At 73.1% G+C, this 14,794-nt stretch carries 14 protein-coding genes; 10 read left to right on the forward strand and 4 right to left on the reverse strand.

What is annotated here, in order from left to right; translation table 11 throughout:
• Positions 1–302: 302 nt before the first annotated feature.
• From ABZ622_RS03225 to ABZ622_RS03240, 4 genes are read left to right on the forward strand one after another with little or no spacing between them, the layout of a single operon-like run.
• Positions 303–1,730 carry an MFS transporter gene (locus tag ABZ622_RS03225; protein WP_360539782.1) on the forward strand — a complete coding sequence of 476 codons (1,428 nt, stop codon included), beginning with the start codon at positions 303–305 and terminating at the stop codon, positions 1,728–1,730.
• Between the two features lie 27 nt (positions 1,731–1,757).
• Entirely contained in the window at positions 1,758–2,237 is a 480-nt protein-coding gene (locus tag ABZ622_RS03230; protein WP_360539784.1) for a DUF2771 domain-containing protein, read from the forward strand.
• A 35-nt stretch (positions 2,238–2,272) separates the two neighbouring features.
• The gene (locus ABZ622_RS03235; RefSeq protein ID WP_360539786.1) at positions 2,273–2,980 is read left to right on the forward strand and encodes a futalosine hydrolase; all 708 of its coding nucleotides are present in this window, start codon (positions 2,273–2,275) and stop codon (positions 2,978–2,980) included.
• Positions 2,961–3,887, forward strand: coding sequence for a 1,4-dihydroxy-6-naphthoate synthase (locus ABZ622_RS03240; protein ID WP_360539788.1), 927 nt, complete (start codon positions 2,961–2,963; stop codon positions 3,885–3,887). The genes ABZ622_RS03235 and ABZ622_RS03240 overlap by 20 nt, the downstream gene beginning before the upstream one ends.
• 22 nt (positions 3,888–3,909) lie before the next feature.
• On the opposite strand, the gene ABZ622_RS03245 is transcribed toward ABZ622_RS03240, so the two are convergent.
• Positions 3,910–4,293, reverse strand: a complete 384-nt coding sequence (locus ABZ622_RS03245) for a cold-shock protein (RefSeq protein WP_360539790.1) — start codon at positions 4,291–4,293, stop codon at positions 3,910–3,912.
• A gap of 238 nt (positions 4,294–4,531) precedes the next feature.
• On the opposite strand from ABZ622_RS03245, the gene ABZ622_RS03250 reads away from it, so the two are divergent.
• A complete protein-coding gene (locus ABZ622_RS03250) occupies positions 4,532–4,756 on the forward strand; it encodes a hypothetical protein (protein ID WP_259931620.1) in 225 nt (74 codons plus the stop codon).
• Positions 4,757–4,792: 36 nt separating this feature from the next.
• On the opposite strand, the gene ABZ622_RS03255 is transcribed toward ABZ622_RS03250, so the two are convergent.
• Complete coding sequence (locus ABZ622_RS03255) at positions 4,793–5,821, reverse strand: hypothetical protein (RefSeq protein WP_360539792.1); 1,029 nt, start codon at positions 5,819–5,821, stop codon at positions 4,793–4,795.
• 11 nt (positions 5,822–5,832) lie between these two features.
• A complete protein-coding gene (locus ABZ622_RS03260) occupies positions 5,833–6,453 on the reverse strand; it encodes an HAD family hydrolase (RefSeq protein WP_360539794.1) in 621 nt (206 codons plus the stop codon).
• A 178-nt stretch (positions 6,454–6,631) separates the two neighbouring features.
• Here ABZ622_RS03260 and ABZ622_RS03265 point away from each other — a divergent pair, with 178 nt between their 5' ends.
• The 4 genes from ABZ622_RS03265 to ABZ622_RS03280 all read left to right on the forward strand — a co-directional run bounded on the left by ABZ622_RS03265 (position 6,632) and on the right by ABZ622_RS03280 (position 10,661).
• Complete coding sequence (locus ABZ622_RS03265) at positions 6,632–7,642, forward strand: iron ABC transporter permease (protein WP_360539796.1); 1,011 nt, start codon at positions 6,632–6,634, stop codon at positions 7,640–7,642.
• Positions 7,639–8,721: an iron chelate uptake ABC transporter family permease subunit gene (locus ABZ622_RS03270; protein WP_360539798.1), complete on the forward strand. Its 1,083-nt coding sequence runs from the start codon at positions 7,639–7,641 to the stop codon at positions 8,719–8,721. Before ABZ622_RS03265 ends, ABZ622_RS03270 begins: the two co-directional genes overlap by 4 nt.
• Positions 8,718–9,578 carry an ABC transporter ATP-binding protein gene (locus ABZ622_RS03275; protein WP_360539800.1) on the forward strand — a complete coding sequence of 287 codons (861 nt, stop codon included), beginning with the start codon at positions 8,718–8,720 and terminating at the stop codon, positions 9,576–9,578. The genes ABZ622_RS03270 and ABZ622_RS03275 overlap by 4 nt, the downstream gene beginning before the upstream one ends.
• An 87-nt stretch (positions 9,579–9,665) precedes the next feature.
• Positions 9,666–10,661 (forward strand): iron-siderophore ABC transporter substrate-binding protein, encoded by a 996-nt coding sequence (locus tag ABZ622_RS03280; protein WP_360539802.1) that lies wholly within the window; start codon positions 9,666–9,668, stop codon positions 10,659–10,661.
• A gap of 306 nt (positions 10,662–10,967) precedes the next feature.
• Here the strand turns inward: ABZ622_RS03280 and ABZ622_RS03285 are convergent, their stop codons facing one another.
• Positions 10,968–12,119, reverse strand: a complete 1,152-nt coding sequence (locus tag ABZ622_RS03285; RefSeq protein WP_360539804.1) for a hypothetical protein — start codon at positions 12,117–12,119, stop codon at positions 10,968–10,970.
• Positions 12,120–12,226: 107 nt separating this feature from the next.
• Here ABZ622_RS03285 and ABZ622_RS03290 point away from each other — a divergent pair, with 107 nt between their 5' ends.
• A complete protein-coding gene (locus tag ABZ622_RS03290; protein ID WP_360539806.1) occupies positions 12,227–14,695 on the forward strand; it encodes a helicase C-terminal domain-containing protein in 2,469 nt (822 codons plus the stop codon).
• Positions 14,696–14,794 lie beyond the last annotated feature (99 nt).

Genomic DNA, 14,794 nt, shown 5'->3' on the forward strand with positions numbered 1-14,794 from the left:
GAGGCGCGCGGCCGAGAACAACCGCCGGTGGCGCGCTACGCACGCTACCCTCTCCGCCGCCCCCCGCCCACCTGCCCGTCCCAAACAACGCCGGATCCCGTGCCGAACAACGCCGGATCCGGTGGTGAACAACGCCGGATCCGGTGCCGTGTCGCCCACGGGGAACGCCCGCCGGAGCCCCCGTCCGGCCACCGTCCCGGCCCCGTCCGGCCGGGGCGGATCACTGACCCGACAGGGCCAAGTACGCCGCGCCCCGTGCCGATGCCGGTTCACCGCCATCGCGGCTGGGGCACTATGACGAAGTGACTTCCGCCAGGTCGCACGAAGAACCCGGCCCGCTCCGCAGGACGGGCCGGGCGGTCGGTCATGCCCTCCACAAGCCGTTCACCGGCACCGCGAAGGGCATCCGGAAGGCGACACACGCGCACGGCGCCGGAGAGTCCGGGCTCGGGAAACTGATCGAGCTGCATGCCGTGAACGGCGCGGGCGACGTGATGATCACGGTCGCGCTCGCCTCGACGGTCTTCTTCTCCGTACCGACGGACGAGGCCCGCGGCCGGGTCGCCCTCTACCTCGCCGTCACCATGGCCCCCTTCACGCTCCTGGCGCCCGTGATCGGCCCGCTCCTGGACCGGCTGCCGCACGGCCGCCGCGCCGCGATGGCCGGGGCGATGCTGGCCCGTGCGGTGCTGGCGCTCACCATGTCGGGCGCGGTCGCCACCGGCGGCCTGGAGCTGTATCCGGCCGCGCTGGGCGTACTGGTCTGCTCGAAGGCGTACGGGGTGGTGCGCAGCGCTGTCGTACCGCGCCTGCTGCCGCCGCGTTTCTCCCTGGTGAAGGCGAATTCCCGGGTCACCCTGGCCGGGCTCCTGGCGACCGGGATCGCGGCCCCGATCGGGGTGGGGCTCCAGACCGTCGGGCCCGGCTGGCCGCTGTACGGCGCGTGCGTGATCTTCCTCGGCGGGACCGTGCTCGCCTTCACGCTGCCGCCCAAGGTCGACTCCGCGAAGGGCGAGCGGAAGGCCCAGCTGGTGGAGCCGCACGCCGTGGCGGTCTCCCGGAGCGAGCCGGGGCGCGGCGGAGGCGGGCGGCCGGGCCGGGCGTGGCGCCGGGAGCGGAACGGCGAGAAGCGGCCGGGTCTGCGGTCCGTGGGCCCGTCCGTGCTGAACGGGCTCCAGGCCAACTCCGCGCACCGGGCGCTCTCCGGCTTCCTGATCTTCTTCCTGGCGTTCCTGCTGCGCGAGCACCCGTTCTCCGGGCAGAGCGCCGCCGTCTCGCTCGGCATCGTCGGCGTCGCGGCCGGTGTGGGCAACGCGTCCGGTACGGCCGTCGGCTCCTGGCTGCGGGCCCGCGGCCCCGAGGTGATCGTCGTCTCCGTGCTGGCCCTGGCCCTGCTCGTCGCGGTGCTCGCCGCGCTCTTCTTCAGCACGGTCATGGTCGCCGCGCTCAGCGCCACCGCGGGTTTCACGCTGGCGCTGTCGAAGCTCTCGCTGGACGCGATGATCCAGCGCGACGTACCCGAGGAGGTGCGCAGCTCGGCGTTCGCCCGGTCCGAGACCGTGCTGCAGATGGCCTGGGTGGTCGGCGGCGGCATCGGCATCGCCCTCCCCCTCAACGGCGTACTGGGCATGTCGGTCGCCGCGGGCATCCTCGCCCTCGGCGCCGCAACGTCCGTACGGGGTCTGCTGAGCACTGCGCACCGCGGCTCGCCGCACCCCCGCGTGGCGTGAACCGGAGCGACCGATAGCCTTCGGCCCATGACCGTTGCGTTCTTCTCCGGTAAGGGCCGCCGAATCGGCGTCGCTCTTGGTGCCGTGTCCGCGGGACTCCTTGTCCTCTCCGCCTGCGACAAGCCGACGCCGCTCGCGACCGTAACGGTCGGCGGCAACTCGGTGAGCACCGAGGCGTCCTGCTACAACGACGGCGAGGCCCTCAAGAAGTCCGAGTACCAGAGCTGCCTCAACAAGAAGGCGGAGAAGTCCGTCGAGGTCGCGATGGACGACAAGGTCCGCTTCGGCGTCGACCCCGAGGTCGCGGACAACGGCTGGACCCTGTTCATCAACGGTCAGCAGGCCGAGCAGGAGCCGTACAAGAAGACCTACCGGTCCATCCCGGGCAGCGCCTTCTTCTCCAGCCAGACCGGCGAGACCACGAACAAGACGCAGATCAGCATCGTGGAGACGAAGGGCAAGGAGCTCGTCGGCATCTGGCACTTCGAGCTGAAGAAGACCTCCTGATCCCCTCCCCCTCCTGACCTCGGAGGATTCGCCCCGTGCGTGTACTCGTCGTGACCGCTGTCCCAGCAGAACGGGACGCGGTCACGCGTGCGTCCGGGGCCGCCCCCGAGACGCCGGTGCGCCGGGTTCCGGGCGCGGAGATCCACCGAGCGGGCCCCTTCGACGTCCTCGCGGGCGGCGCGGGACCGGGTGCCGCGGCGGCCTCGGCGGCCTTCGGTCTGGCCTCGGACGAGGGCTACGGACTGGTGATCTCGGCCGGTATCGGCGGCGGGTTCGCCGGTGTCGCCCCGGTCGGCTCCCTCGTGGTGGCCGACCGTATCGGCGCGGCGGACCTGGGCGCCGAGACCGCGACGGGCTTCGTACCGGTCACCGAACTCGGTTTCGGCCGCACCTGGCATCTCCCGCCCCAGTCGCTGGTACGCGCGACGGCCGCCGCCACCGGTGCCCTCACCGGCGACATCCTCACCGTCTCCACCGTGACCGGTTCCGCCGACCGCGCCGCCGCCCTGCTCGCCGCGCACCCGCGGGCCGCCGCCGAGGCGATGGAGGGCTTCGGGGTCGCGGAGGCCGCCGAGCTCGTCGGCCTGCCCGTCCTGGAGATCAGGGCGGTCTCGAACGCCGTGGGCCCGCGCGACCGGGACGCCTGGCGCATCGGCGACGCGCTGGCCGCGCTCACCGGGGCGTTCGGGAAGCTCGTACCCGTACTGGAAGGTTGGACCCACCATGACCGACACGACTCCTGACCCGTCGAACGATCTGCCGGACAGCCCGTCGGGCACTCCGTCCGCCACCCCGTCGAACGCCTCGTCGGCCCCGCTGCAGATCGCTTTCTCGCCCTGCCCGAACGACACCTTCGTCTTCGACGCCTGGGCGCACGGAAGGGTCCCCGGCGCGCCCGCCCTCGATGTCACCTTCGCGGACATCGACATCACCAACGGGATGGCCGAGCGCGGCGAGCTCGACGTCCTCAAGGTCTCGTACGCGGTGCTGCCGTGGGTGCTCGACGAGTACGCGCTGCTGCCGTGCGGCGGGGCGCTGGGGCGGGGCTGCGGTCCGCTGGTCCTCACCAAGGAGGCGGGCACGGACCTGACGGGGAAGACCGTCGCCGTACCGAGCGAGCGCTCCACCGCGTATCTGCTCTTCCGCCTCTGGGCGGCCGAGGTGGTGCCGGGCGGGGTCGGCGAGATCGTCGTGATGCCGTTCGACGAGATCATGCCCGCCGTGCGCGACGGCAAGGTGGACGCCGGTCTCGTCATCCACGAGGCCCGGTTCACGTACCAGAACTACGGGCTGCACAACCTCGCGGACATGGGCCGGCACTGGGAGGAGACGACCGGGCTGCCGATCCCGCTCGGCGCGATCATCGCCAAGCGCTCGCTGGGCGCGGACACGCTGAGGCTGCTCGCCGACTCGGTGCGCACCTCGGTGCGGATGGCCTGGGACGACCCGGAGACGTCCCGGCCCTACGTGCTGGCGCACGCCCAGGAGATGGACCCGGCCGTGGCGGACCAGCACATCGGGCTGTACGTCAACGAGTTCACCGCCGACCTGGGCGAGGACGGCTATGCGGCGATCCGCGGACTGCTGACCCGCGCGGCGGCCGAGGGACTGGTACCGCCCCTCGGCCCCGACGCGCTGTCGTTCGTCTGAGCCGCGCTCCTTCTGTCGGTTCTCAGACGTCGAGCTGGTCGGCGACCGCGCGCAGCAGGCCGCCGATCTGCTTCCCGGCCGCCTTGTCGGGGTAGCGGCCGCGCTCCAGCATCGGCGTGATGTTCTCCAGCAGGGTGGTCAGGTCCTGCACGATGGACGCCAGCTCGTCCGGCTTGCGGCGCTGCGCGGCCGCGACGGACGGGGTCGGGTCCAGGACCGCCACCGAAAGCGCCTGATCACCTCGCTGACCTGCGACGACCCCGAATTCGACGCGTTGGCCGGGCTTGAGGGCGTCGATGCCGTCGGGGAGCACGGAGGAGTGCACGAAGACGTCGCCGCCGTCGTCGCGGGAGAGGAAGCCGAAGCCCTTCTCGCTGTTGAACCACTTGACCTTGCCAGTCGGCAAAGTACGCACCCCATCTCAACCCGTATGCAACCTGTATGCCGAACCCGGAACAAAGCCTCAGCAGGTCAGGCTATCCAGTGGTGGTGCTCCCCTGCTGGCAGCAGCCTCCCCAGGGGGAGTACCCCTCGTCAAGCCTGGTCATCCGGACTCTGTCCGGAAACGGCGCTTGCTTTCCGCGCCGGTGGCCGCGGGGTTGACCGCGGGGCGGTTCTCCGCCGCCGGGAACTACCCTGGCCGGGTGAGTACTACACCTTCTGGCGCTGGTGACCGGCTGGTCAGGATCGGCGCGATCGTCTTCTTCCTCGGCGCACTGTCCACCCTGGTCACGATGGCGCCCCTCTTCCTCGGCACCCACCCGCTGCCGTCCATCGCCTGGTCGCTGTGCATGCTGATGGGCGTCGGCTTCCTGATCGCCGCGGCAGGCGTGATCCGGTCGGTGCGCGCGGGAGCGGCGAAGCGGTAGCAACCGCGGCGAAGGCGTAGGGGTTCGGCCGCTGCGTCAGGGGCAGTTCATGGTGGCGGCGACCGTGGTCAGGACGGCGCGCTTGATCGCCGTGTACTGGGCGTCCGTGCCCGAGGCGTACACGTGCACGTACCTGTTCCCGGAGCCTTCGGCGCACACCAGAGCCGTGACGGCGTCGCGGTCGTAGCGGAGGGCCTCGGCCGTCAGGTTCAGGGGTTTGCCCGATGACACCGGTACTTCGGCGCGTACGCCGGTCGGCGAGAAGGCGTCCACGGTCGCCCTGTCACGCAGGACGACCGCCGAGAAGAGTCCCAGGTCGTGCTCGTCCTCGCCGTCCTGGAGCACGGAGCACCTGCTGACCGGGGCGTCATCGAATGCGCCGAGCCGGGTCACCTCGCCGCCGGCCCATTTCCGTACGGTTTCGGCGTCCGCCACGCCGCAGGGCGACTCTCCCGCGGAAGGGCGCACCGGCTTCAGCGCGGGCCAGTCGAAGCTCTTGGGCACGGGGAAGGGCTTGCCGCCGCACTCGGCGATCCGGGCATTGCCGACGGCGACCAGGGTCCTGGCGGCGAGGTCCGCCGCGCCGCGCAGGTCCGCCTTCGCGCCGGGGACGTCGACGTTCACCAGTTTGTCCGGGCACTGCGGGAGATGGAGCCAGCCGTCCACCCGGTCGCCGTTCGTCTTGATCATCCCGGGCAGGTCGTGGGGCAGCGGAAACCTGCCGAGGTCCCACCACAGATGCGACGTGAGAGGGGTTTTCATCACGGTGGTGCTGAGCTGCCAGTCACCCCTGCTCACCGTGCACTCCGGGTCGCCCCAGTGGTCCTTGCTCTCCGTGACCTTCCAGGAGCCGTCGCCCGACGGGGCCGCCCCGGTCAGCAGCGACTGGTCGATGGAGTTCCAGCACGCGCGGTCCGGCAGGCCGCCGCTCCAGGGCCACTTGTCGCCCACCGCGGCCCATACGGCGACGAGCAGTGCGACCGTTCCCAGTGCGACGGCCGCCCGGAGCCGCTTGGTGCGTGGGGCGCGGTTGCCGGTGCCTGCCGAGTGTTCGAATTCCCCCATGGATGATCAACCTAGTGCTGGGCCGCGTACGTCTCCAGCCACGCCGGGAACTCCGCCAGCGACGACAGGACGACGTCCGCCCCCGCCGCCCGGAGTTCCGCCGCGTCGCACGGGCCCGTGGTGACCGTCACCGACAGGGCGCCGGCCGTGCGGGCTCCGCGTACGTCGCCGGTGTGGTCGCCGACGTAGATGTGGGCGCCGTGCTCGCGCAGGGCGTGGCCCTTCGCCTCGGCCCACAGACCGCCGATGACCGCGTCGGGGGCGATGCCGAGGTGGGTCAGGTGGAGTTCCGCGTTGGGGTGGTGCTTCGCGGTGACGACTATGGCGCGGCCGCCGCGCTTCCGGATCGCCGCCATCGACTCCCGCGCACCCGGCAGCGCCGGGCTCGGGGTGATGGCGTGTGTGGGATAGATCTCCCGGTAGCGGTCGGCGGTGGCGGCCACCGCGTCGGCCGGGAACCAGTTCCGCAGCTCCTCCTCGACCGGCGGGCCGAGCCTGCTCACCACCAGATCGGCATCGATCGGCGTCCCGGTTTCGGCGGAGAGCGCCAGGTAGGCGGCCTTGATTCCGGGGCGGGAGTCGATGAGCGTCATGTCGAGGTCGAAGCCGACCGTCAGGGGGTGTGAGGGCATGACGTCCATTGTCGCGGGGGCGGGCGCCGGGTCCATCCCCCGGTGCGGCGGGGGCGGGCGCCGGGTCCGTCCCCCGGTGCGGCCTTCGGGCCCGAAACGGTGATGCTTAGACTTAGCCAAGCCTTACCTTCGCATTGTTCTTCGCCATTTGATGTTCTTCGCCATGTGATTGGGTCCGATGTCAGCCGCCGCACCACGCCGCTCCAGACGCGCACTCGCGACGGCGGCGGCCGTCGTGGCGCTGCTCGTGGCGGTACTCCTCAGCCTGGCCGTGGGGGCCCGTTCCATACCCCCGTCCGAAGTGTTCGACGTCCTGCTGCACGGCGGGCACTCCGACAACGCCGAAGTCATCCGGAACATGCGCGTGCCGCGCACCCTGATCGGGCTGATGGTCGGCGCCGCGCTGGCCATCGCGGGCACGGTGCTCCAGGGCATCACCCGTAACCCCATCGCCGACCCCGGCATCCTCGGCATCAGCCAGGGTGCCTCGGTGGGTGTGGTGCTGGCCATCGCGTTCGCCGGGGTGCACAGCCTGACGGGGTACGTGTGGTTCGGCTTCGCGGGGGCGGCGATCGCCTCCGTCGCCGTGTACGCGATCGCTTCGAGCGGGCGCGGCGGCGCCACCCCGGTGAAGCTCGCGCTGGGCGGTGCCGCCATCAACGCGCTGCTGGTGTCGGTGGTCTCGGCGGTGCTGACGACCAAGGCGTCCGCGCTGGACGAGTTCCGGTTCTGGCAGGTCGGCTCGATCGCCGGACGCGAGGCCGAGGTGGCACAGCAGATCTGGCCGTTCCTGCTGGTGGGGGTCGTGCTGGTGCTGTCCGTCGCCCGTGGGCTCGACGCGCTGGCGCTCGGCGAGGACGTCGCGAAGGGGCTCGGGCAGAACGTCGCGACGGTCCGGGTCGTCGGCGGTGTCGGTGCCACGGTGCTGACCGGTGTCGGTGTCGCGGCGGCCGGGCCGATCGCGTTCATCGGGCTCGCCGTCCCGCACATCGCCCGCGCGGTCGTCGGCTCCGACCACCGCTGGGTGCTGCCGATGGCGGCCCTCATCGGGCCCGTGATGCTGCTGGTGTCGGATGTGATCGGCCGCGTCCTCTTCCCGCCGAGCGAGATTCCGGCGGGTGTGATGACTGCGCTGATCGGGGTGCCGTTCCTGGTCGCCCTCGTACGCCGGAAGGCGGTGCCCGCATGAGTGCCAAGACCGCGGTCCGAGTGCGGCCCGCCGGGTATCAGGTCGTACGGATCGGGGCGCGGGGAAGGTTCCTGCTGCACCGGCGGGCGGCCCTCGTCGCCACCGCCCTCGTCGTGCTGCTGGCCGCCGTCTGTGTCGCGTACCTCTGCGTCGGCGAGAGCTTCGTCGCGCCCGGCGAGGTCGTGAAGGTGGTGCTGGGGCAGCCGTCCCCGGACGGACTGGTCGTGGGCACGCTGCGGCTGCCGCGGATGACCGTGGGACTGCTGGTCGGCGTCGCCTTCGGGATCGCCGGCGCACTGATCCAGACCGTCGCCCGCAACCCACTCGCCAGCCCCGACATCATCGGCATCAGCCAGGGCGCGAGCGCGCTCACGGTCGGCGCGATGACCTTCGGCATCACCTCGTACACCGTGCTGCCGTACCTCTCCGTGATCGGCGGGGTGGCCGCGGCGGCGCTCGTGTACGTCTTCGCCTGGCGGGGCGGGCTGCACGCCACCCGCTTCGTCCTCATCGGCATCGGCTTCGCCATCGCGCTGCGCTCGGTCACCACGCTGTTCCTGACGAAGGGCGACTACCTGGTCGCCCAGCAGGCGCACATCTGGATGACCGGCTCGCTCAACGGCCGCGGCTGGTCCGAGGCCGCGCCGATCGGCTGGACGCTGCTGATCCTGCTGCCCGCCGTGCTGTGGGCGGCCCGCGCCCAGCGCACCGTATCGATGGACGACGACACCGCGACCGCCCTCGGAGTACGGCTGGGGCGGGTACGGCTGGGTCTGGTCGCGCTCGGCGTGGTCCTGGCGTCCGTGGCGACGGGCACGGCCGGCCCGGTCGACTTCGTGGCGCTCCTCGCCCCGCAGATCGCCCGCCGGATGACGCGGACCGCGCAGATCCCGCTGCTCTGCTCGGCGCTGCTCGGCGCGGTGATCGTGGTGTTCGCGGACCTGCTGGCGCGCAGGCTCTTCTCCCCCACCGAACTGCCGGTGGGCGTACTGACGGCGGCGGTCGGCGCCCCGTATCTGATCTGGCTGATCATCCGCGGTCAGGGCGGCGGTCGTGGCCGTAGTGGAGGCACAGCATGAGTTCGACCCCGATGTCCGGCACCACCGTCGCCGGGACCGCGACCGGCCGGCTCACCGCACGGGAGCTGACGCTCGCGTACGAGGACCGCACCGTCGTCGACTCGGTGGACCTCGACATTCCGGACGGCCGGGTCACGGTCATCGTCGGCCCGAACGCCTGCGGCAAGTCGACCACCCTGCGCGCGCTCGGCCGGCTCCTCAAGCCGCGCGGCGGGGCGGTCCTCCTCGACGGCACCGAGCTGTCGAAGATCCCCACCCGCAGGATCGCCCAGTCGATCGGGCTGCTGCCGCAGACCCCGGTGGCCCCCGAGGCGATCACCGTCAGCGACCTCGTCGCCCGTGGCCGCCAGCCGCACCAGCACTGGTGGCAGCAGTGGTCGGACGAGGACGAGCGGGCGGTGACCGACGCGATGGAGCGCACGGACGTCATCGCGCTCGGCGACCGGTCCGTGGACGAGCTGTCCGGCGGTCAGCGCCAGCGGGTCTGGATCGCGATGGCGCTCGCCCAGGAGACCGACCTGCTGCTGCTCGACGAGCCGACCACGTATCTCGACATCGCCCACCAGGTGGAGGTCCTGGACCTGGTGCGCCGGCTCACCGCCCCGGCGGCGGACGGCACCCGCGGCCGGACCGTCGTCACCGTGCTCCACGACCTCAACCAGGCCGCCCGGTACGCGGACCACCTGGTCGCCATGAAGGCCGGCCGGATCGTCGCCGAGGGCCGCCCCGACGACATCGTCACGGCCGGTCTCGTACGCGAGGTCTTCGGCCTGGAGGCGGTGATCGTCCCGGACCCGGTGACCGGTTCGCCGCTCGTGGTGCCGGGCGCGCCGTGGCAGGCCGGACCGGCCTCGTGAGCCCGCGCACCGGCCCCGGTCGCCTCGGGGCACATCCCCACTCCTGACTCCTGGTTCCTGACTCCTCACTCCTACGAAAGGCATCCGATGGCCCCCTCCGTCCGCCGTCCCGTCCACCGCCGCGCCCTCGCTCTCGGCGCCCTCTCCCTGGCCGGCGCCCTCACGCTCTCCGCCTGCGGATTCTCGGAGTCCGGCGGGAGCGCCAGCGGCTCCTCCGACTCCGGAGAGGCGAAGACCCACACCGTCAAGACGGCCATGGGCGACATCGAGGTCCCCGTGCACCCCGAGCGCGTCGTGGTCCTGGACACCGGTGAGCTGGACTCGGCGCTGACCCTCGGCGTGCAGCCGGTCGGCGGGACGCACTCGGCGTCGGAGGACAGCTTCCCCTCGTACCTGCCCGCGAGCCGGACGAAGGACATCAAGCAGGTCGGCGAGATCGCCAACCCCAACCTGGAGACCGTCGCCTCGCTGAAGCCGGACCTGATCCTCACCAGCAAGGTGCGGGACGGGGACCGTTACGAGCAGCTGAAGGCGATCGCCCCGACCGTGATGACGGAGTCCACCGGGTCTGCCTGGAAGGAGAACTTCCAGCTGCACGCGGAGGCGCTCGGCAAGCAGGCCGAGGCGAAGAAGGTCGTGGCCGACTACGACGCCCATGTCGCGAAGGTGACCGAGGCGGTCGGCGGCAAGGAGAAGGCCGCCGCCACCGAGGTCAACTTCGTCCGCTTCGTCGAGGGTGCCGACATCCGCATCTACGGCAAGCAGAACTACATCGGCTCGATCCTCGCCGACCTGGGCATGGGCCGCCCCGCGATCACCGACAAGGCCAAGGACGGCTTCTCGTACGACGTGTCGCCCGAGAAGATCGACCTCGCGGACGCGGACGTCGTCTTCACGTCGACGTACGGCGACCCGGCGAAGGCGGGCACGACCAAGACGATGAACAGCGGTCTGTGGAAGAACCTGAAGGCGTCCAAGGACGGCAAGGTCTTCAAGGTCGACGACCGGCTGTGGATCGCCGGCATCGGCTACACCGCCGCGGACAAGATCCTCGACGAGTTCCAGGCGAAGATGACCGGCTGAGACCGGGGAGCGTCGATGGACTGGACTGGACTGGACTGGGCTGAGCGGGGCGGGGCTGGGCCGTCGGCCGAGTCCGGGACGCACCTGCGGATGGGGCGGCCGGCTCAACCCAGCGGCCGGCTCAAGCCGGACGAGCCCCGGGGCGAAGGACAGCCGGCTCAGACCCGGCAAACCCGCGGGTGAAGAACAACCGGCCCGCGCCCGGCCCGCAACGGACGGGAACAGCCGACCCACGCCCGGCATGCAACGGGCGGGAACAGCCGGCCGACTCCGGCGGCCGGAGCCGGCCGACTCGCCGCCCGGTCGTCAGGTGCGTGGCCTCCGCGACCGCCACAGCAGGTAGAGCGCGGACGCGACGGCCGCCCCCCGCACCACCCACGGCCACATCTCGCCGATCGCGTCGCCCAGCTGCCCGGCCCCGATGGGCTCGCCCCAGCGGCCTTCGGTCCTGCCCCACAGCCAGACCAGGGCGCCCGCCGCGACCACGCCCGGCAGCCCCATCGCGGCCCACTTCGCTTCGGCGCGGGACAGTGTGCGTGAGCTGTACGCGAGGAGCCAGCCGCCCGCCAGGGCCAGCCAGGAACCCGTCGCGACGCCCGCCACCAGCAGTACGGCGGCGAGCAGCAGCAGTGGGTGGGAGAAGCCGTGGCCGCCCGCCCCGCGCTCGCGCGGCGCGCGGCGGCGCAGTCCCGGAAGCCGGCGCCGCCTCGGCGCCGCCTCCTCGTCCTCCTCCGGGCCGCCGTCCTCGGCCCCGTCACCGTCACCGGCCCCGTCCTCGTCACCGCCACCGGACGCCGGTCCGTTCCCCGCCGTGCGCGGGCGCGGCACCGCGTCCCGGGCCGGGGGCGGCTGCATCATGTCCGGGATCTCGACGCCGCCGAGGAACCCCGGTACATCGACCCCCTCGCCGAACGGCCCCGGCTCGACCCGCCACCAGTCGGGCTCGCTCCCGGACGGACCCAGCTCGTCCGTACCGGCCGTGTGCGGCGGCGACGGCGCCCGGCCGCCCCGCGCCCCGGGTACGCCGGGCGCACCGGGTGCATCGGGTGCGTCCGGCGCGTCGGGTGCGTCCGGCGCATCGGGTGCGGGCTCCGGCGGCCGCGACGCGCCCTTGCCGGAACCGTCTTTCCGGCCGTCCTTGCGGAGCATCCCCTTGCGCGGACGCGGAATGCCCCGCGCCTCGTCCGGCACGGGCTCCGGCCGCCCCGCGAGCTCCACCGTGCCGTCGCCCGACGCGGCCGCGGCGGCCACGAGTTCGTCCGGCTCGCCGAGCCTTCCGATGATGCGGCGGACCGCTGCCGGGCTGTCCCCGGACTGCTTTCCGCGCTGCCGGTCGATCTCACCCCGGAGCGTCGAGACCAGCCTCATCCGGGCGGCCGAGGACAGCTGTTGCTGCTGTGCCAGGTCCCCGACCCGGCTCAGATAGTCGTAGACCAGCTGGTCGCTCTCGATCCCCACGCGATCGTTCCCCTCTACCGCCCTGCACCGACGGTAGCGCCCCCGGGCCTGCCCGGGGGCCTCCGGACAGACCCTCGGGCCGGTCCGGAGCGGCTACCGTGGGACGGATGGGGATGACCACACCACCGCGGACGCTCGCCGAAGCTCTCCGGGCCCGGGACGACGAGTCGTTGGCCGGGCTGCTGCGCGCCCGCCCCGATCTCCTCAACCCGGTGCCGGGCGACATCACCCAGCTCGCCACCAGGGCCGGCACCCGTGCCTCGGTCGTACGCGCGCTGGAGCACCTCGACCGGTTCGCGCTGCAGACCGCCGAGGCGCTCGCGGTGGCCACCGACCCCGCCACGTACGAGACGCTGCTCGGCCTGCTCACCGGCGACGGCCGGGACGACGGCGAGCGCCTCGACGACGCGGGCGGGGCGATCTCCGACGCGCTGCCCGGCGCCCTGGCCACGCTGCGCGAGCAGGCCCTCGTCTGGGGCGAGGACGAGCGGCTGCGGCTGGTGCGCACGGCACGCGAGATCCTCGCGCCGTCCCCGCAGCACGCCTCCCCCACCGGCCTCGGGCCGACCGTCGCCGAGGCGACCTCCGGCATGTCCCCGGGCCGCCTCCAGGAGATCCTGACCGCGGCCGGGCTGCCCGCCACGCACGACCCGGTCTCCGCCGTGACCGCCCTGGCCGCGCTCTTCACCGACCGGACCAGGATGGGCGAACTGCTGGACTCCGCCCCGGCCGAGGCCCTGTCCGTGCTGGACCGGCTGGTGTGGGGGCCGCCGTACGGGGAGGTGACCCCGAACCCCACCCCGCCGGTGAAGTGGCTGCGCGACCACGGGCTGCTGCTGCCGGTGTCGACCCGCACCGTGGTGCTGCCCCGCGAGGCCGCCCTGCATCTGCGGGCGGGACGCGCCCACCGCGTACCGGAGCCGCGGCCGCCGGCCGTGGATGCGGTCGCCAACCGCGATCCACAGGCTGTGGACAGCGCGGCGGCCGGTCAGGCGCTGCTGGCCGTGAACACCGTCGAGGAGCTGCTGAAGAGCTGGAACGGCGGCGGGCCCCCGATACTGCGGGCCGGCGGGCTCAGCGTCCGCGAGCTGAAGAAGACCGCCACCGCCCTGGAGGTCCCCGAGCCGGTCGCCGCGTTCTGGGCCGAACTCGCCTTCGCGGCCGGGCTGCTGGCCTCCGACGGCGAGGCCGACGAGCGGTACGCGCCGACGCCCGCGTACGACGACTGGGCCGAGCTCCCCGCGCAGGACCGCTGGACGCACCTCGCCACCGCCTGGCTCGCCGCCACCCGCACCTCGGGCCTCGTCGGCGGTCAGGACGCCAAGGGCCGGGCCCTGTCCGCACTGGGCCCCGAGCTCGACCGCTCCGCCGCCCCGGAGGTACGGCACCGGGTCCTGGCCCTGCTCGCCGCCCTGGAGCCCGGCACCGCCCCCGACCCGGAGTCCGTCCTCGCCCGGCTGCGCTGGGAGCGCCCCCTGCGCGGCGCCTCCGTCTCCGCCGGGGACACCACCGATCTGCGGTCCCGGATCGCCCTGTGGACGCTCAACGAATCCGAGCTGCTCGGCATCACCGGCCGCGGCGCGCTCGCCACGCACACCCGCGCCCTGCTCGACGCCGGACCGGCCGAGGCCGCCGCGCTGCTCGCGCCGCTCATCCCGGAGCCGCTGGACCACGTCCTGCTCCAGGCCGACCTCACGGCCGTCGCCCCCGGCCCGCTGGAGCGCCCCCTGGCGGACATGCTCTCCGCCCTCGCGGACATCGAGTCGAAGGGCGGCGCGACGGTCTACCGCTTCACCCCCGGCTCGGTGCGCCGCGCCCTGGACGCCGGGCAGTCCGCGGCCGACCTGCACGCCTTCCTCGCCGCGCACAGCCGCACGCCCGTCCCGCAGCCGCTCAGCTACCTCATCGACGACGTCGCCCGCCGCCACGGCCATCTGCGGATCGGCGCCGCCTCCTCGTACGTGCGCTGCGACGACGAGGCCGTGCTGAACGAGATCCTGGCCGACAAGCGCTCGGTCACCCTGCGGCTGCGCCGTCTCGCGCCGACCGCCCTGGCCGCGCAGGTCGACCCGGCGTCCCTGCTCGAAGGGCTGCGCGAGATGGGTTATGCCCCGGCCGCCGAGTCCGCCGAGGGCGACGTGCTGATCACCCGCGCGGGCGCCCGCCGCACCCCGCCCCGCGCCGCCCCCGTCCCCGTGCCGGAGGGCCCTCCGGTGCCGGACGCCACCCTGCTCGGCGCGGCGGTACGGGCGATCCGGTCCGGGGACACGGCCGCCACGGTGGTCCGCAAGGACGCCCCGGAAGCCCCCGGTGCCCCTGCGGCCGCGCCCGGCTCACTGCCCCGTACGACCTCCGCCGAGACCCTCGCCACCGTCCAGGCCGCCGCGATGACCGGCTCGGCGCTCTGGATCGGCTACGTCAACGCGGACGGCGCCGCCAGCCAGCGGGTCATCGCCCCGGTCCGGGTCGAGGGCGGCTTCGTCACGGCGTACGACCACACGGCGGACGAGGTCCGCACGTACCCGCTGCACCGCATCACGGGCGTCGCGGAACTGGCGGACGACGCCACGGCGTAACCCTCGGCACGTCCCTGTCCCCGTCCCCTCCCCGTCGGCCGGCGCCGAACGTGGCAGTGCGTGCGAATCGAGGGCGGGCCGGGCCCCCGCAGGGCAAAC

The sequence above is a fragment of the Streptomyces sp. NPDC007164 genome (assembly GCF_040634135.1).
GTDB classification, from domain to species: Bacteria; Actinomycetota; Actinomycetes; order Streptomycetales; family Streptomycetaceae; genus Streptomyces; species Streptomyces sanglieri.

Coding starts and splice junctions, on each gene's coding strand:
- ABZ622_RS03230 (WP_360539784.1), top strand. CDS start 1,758: ATGACCGTTGCGTTCTTCTCCGGTAAGGGCCGCCGAATCGGCGTCGCT.
- ABZ622_RS03240 (WP_360539788.1), top strand. CDS start 2,961: ATGACCGACACGACTCCTGACCCGTCGAACGATCTGCCGGACAGCCCG.
- ABZ622_RS03255 (WP_360539792.1), bottom strand. CDS start 5,821: ATGGGGGAATTCGAACACTCGGCAGGCACCGGCAACCGCGCCCCACGC.
- ABZ622_RS03260 (WP_360539794.1), bottom strand. CDS start 6,453: ATGCCCTCACACCCCCTGACGGTCGGCTTCGACCTCGACATGACGCTC.
- ABZ622_RS03265 (WP_360539796.1), top strand. CDS start 6,632: ATGTCAGCCGCCGCACCACGCCGCTCCAGACGCGCACTCGCGACGGCG.
- ABZ622_RS03270 (WP_360539798.1), top strand. CDS start 7,639: ATGAGTGCCAAGACCGCGGTCCGAGTGCGGCCCGCCGGGTATCAGGTC.
- ABZ622_RS03275 (WP_360539800.1), top strand. CDS start 8,718: ATGAGTTCGACCCCGATGTCCGGCACCACCGTCGCCGGGACCGCGACC.
- ABZ622_RS03280 (WP_360539802.1), top strand. CDS start 9,666: ATGGCCCCCTCCGTCCGCCGTCCCGTCCACCGCCGCGCCCTCGCTCTC.
- ABZ622_RS03290 (WP_360539806.1), top strand. CDS start 12,227: ATGGGGATGACCACACCACCGCGGACGCTCGCCGAAGCTCTCCGGGCC.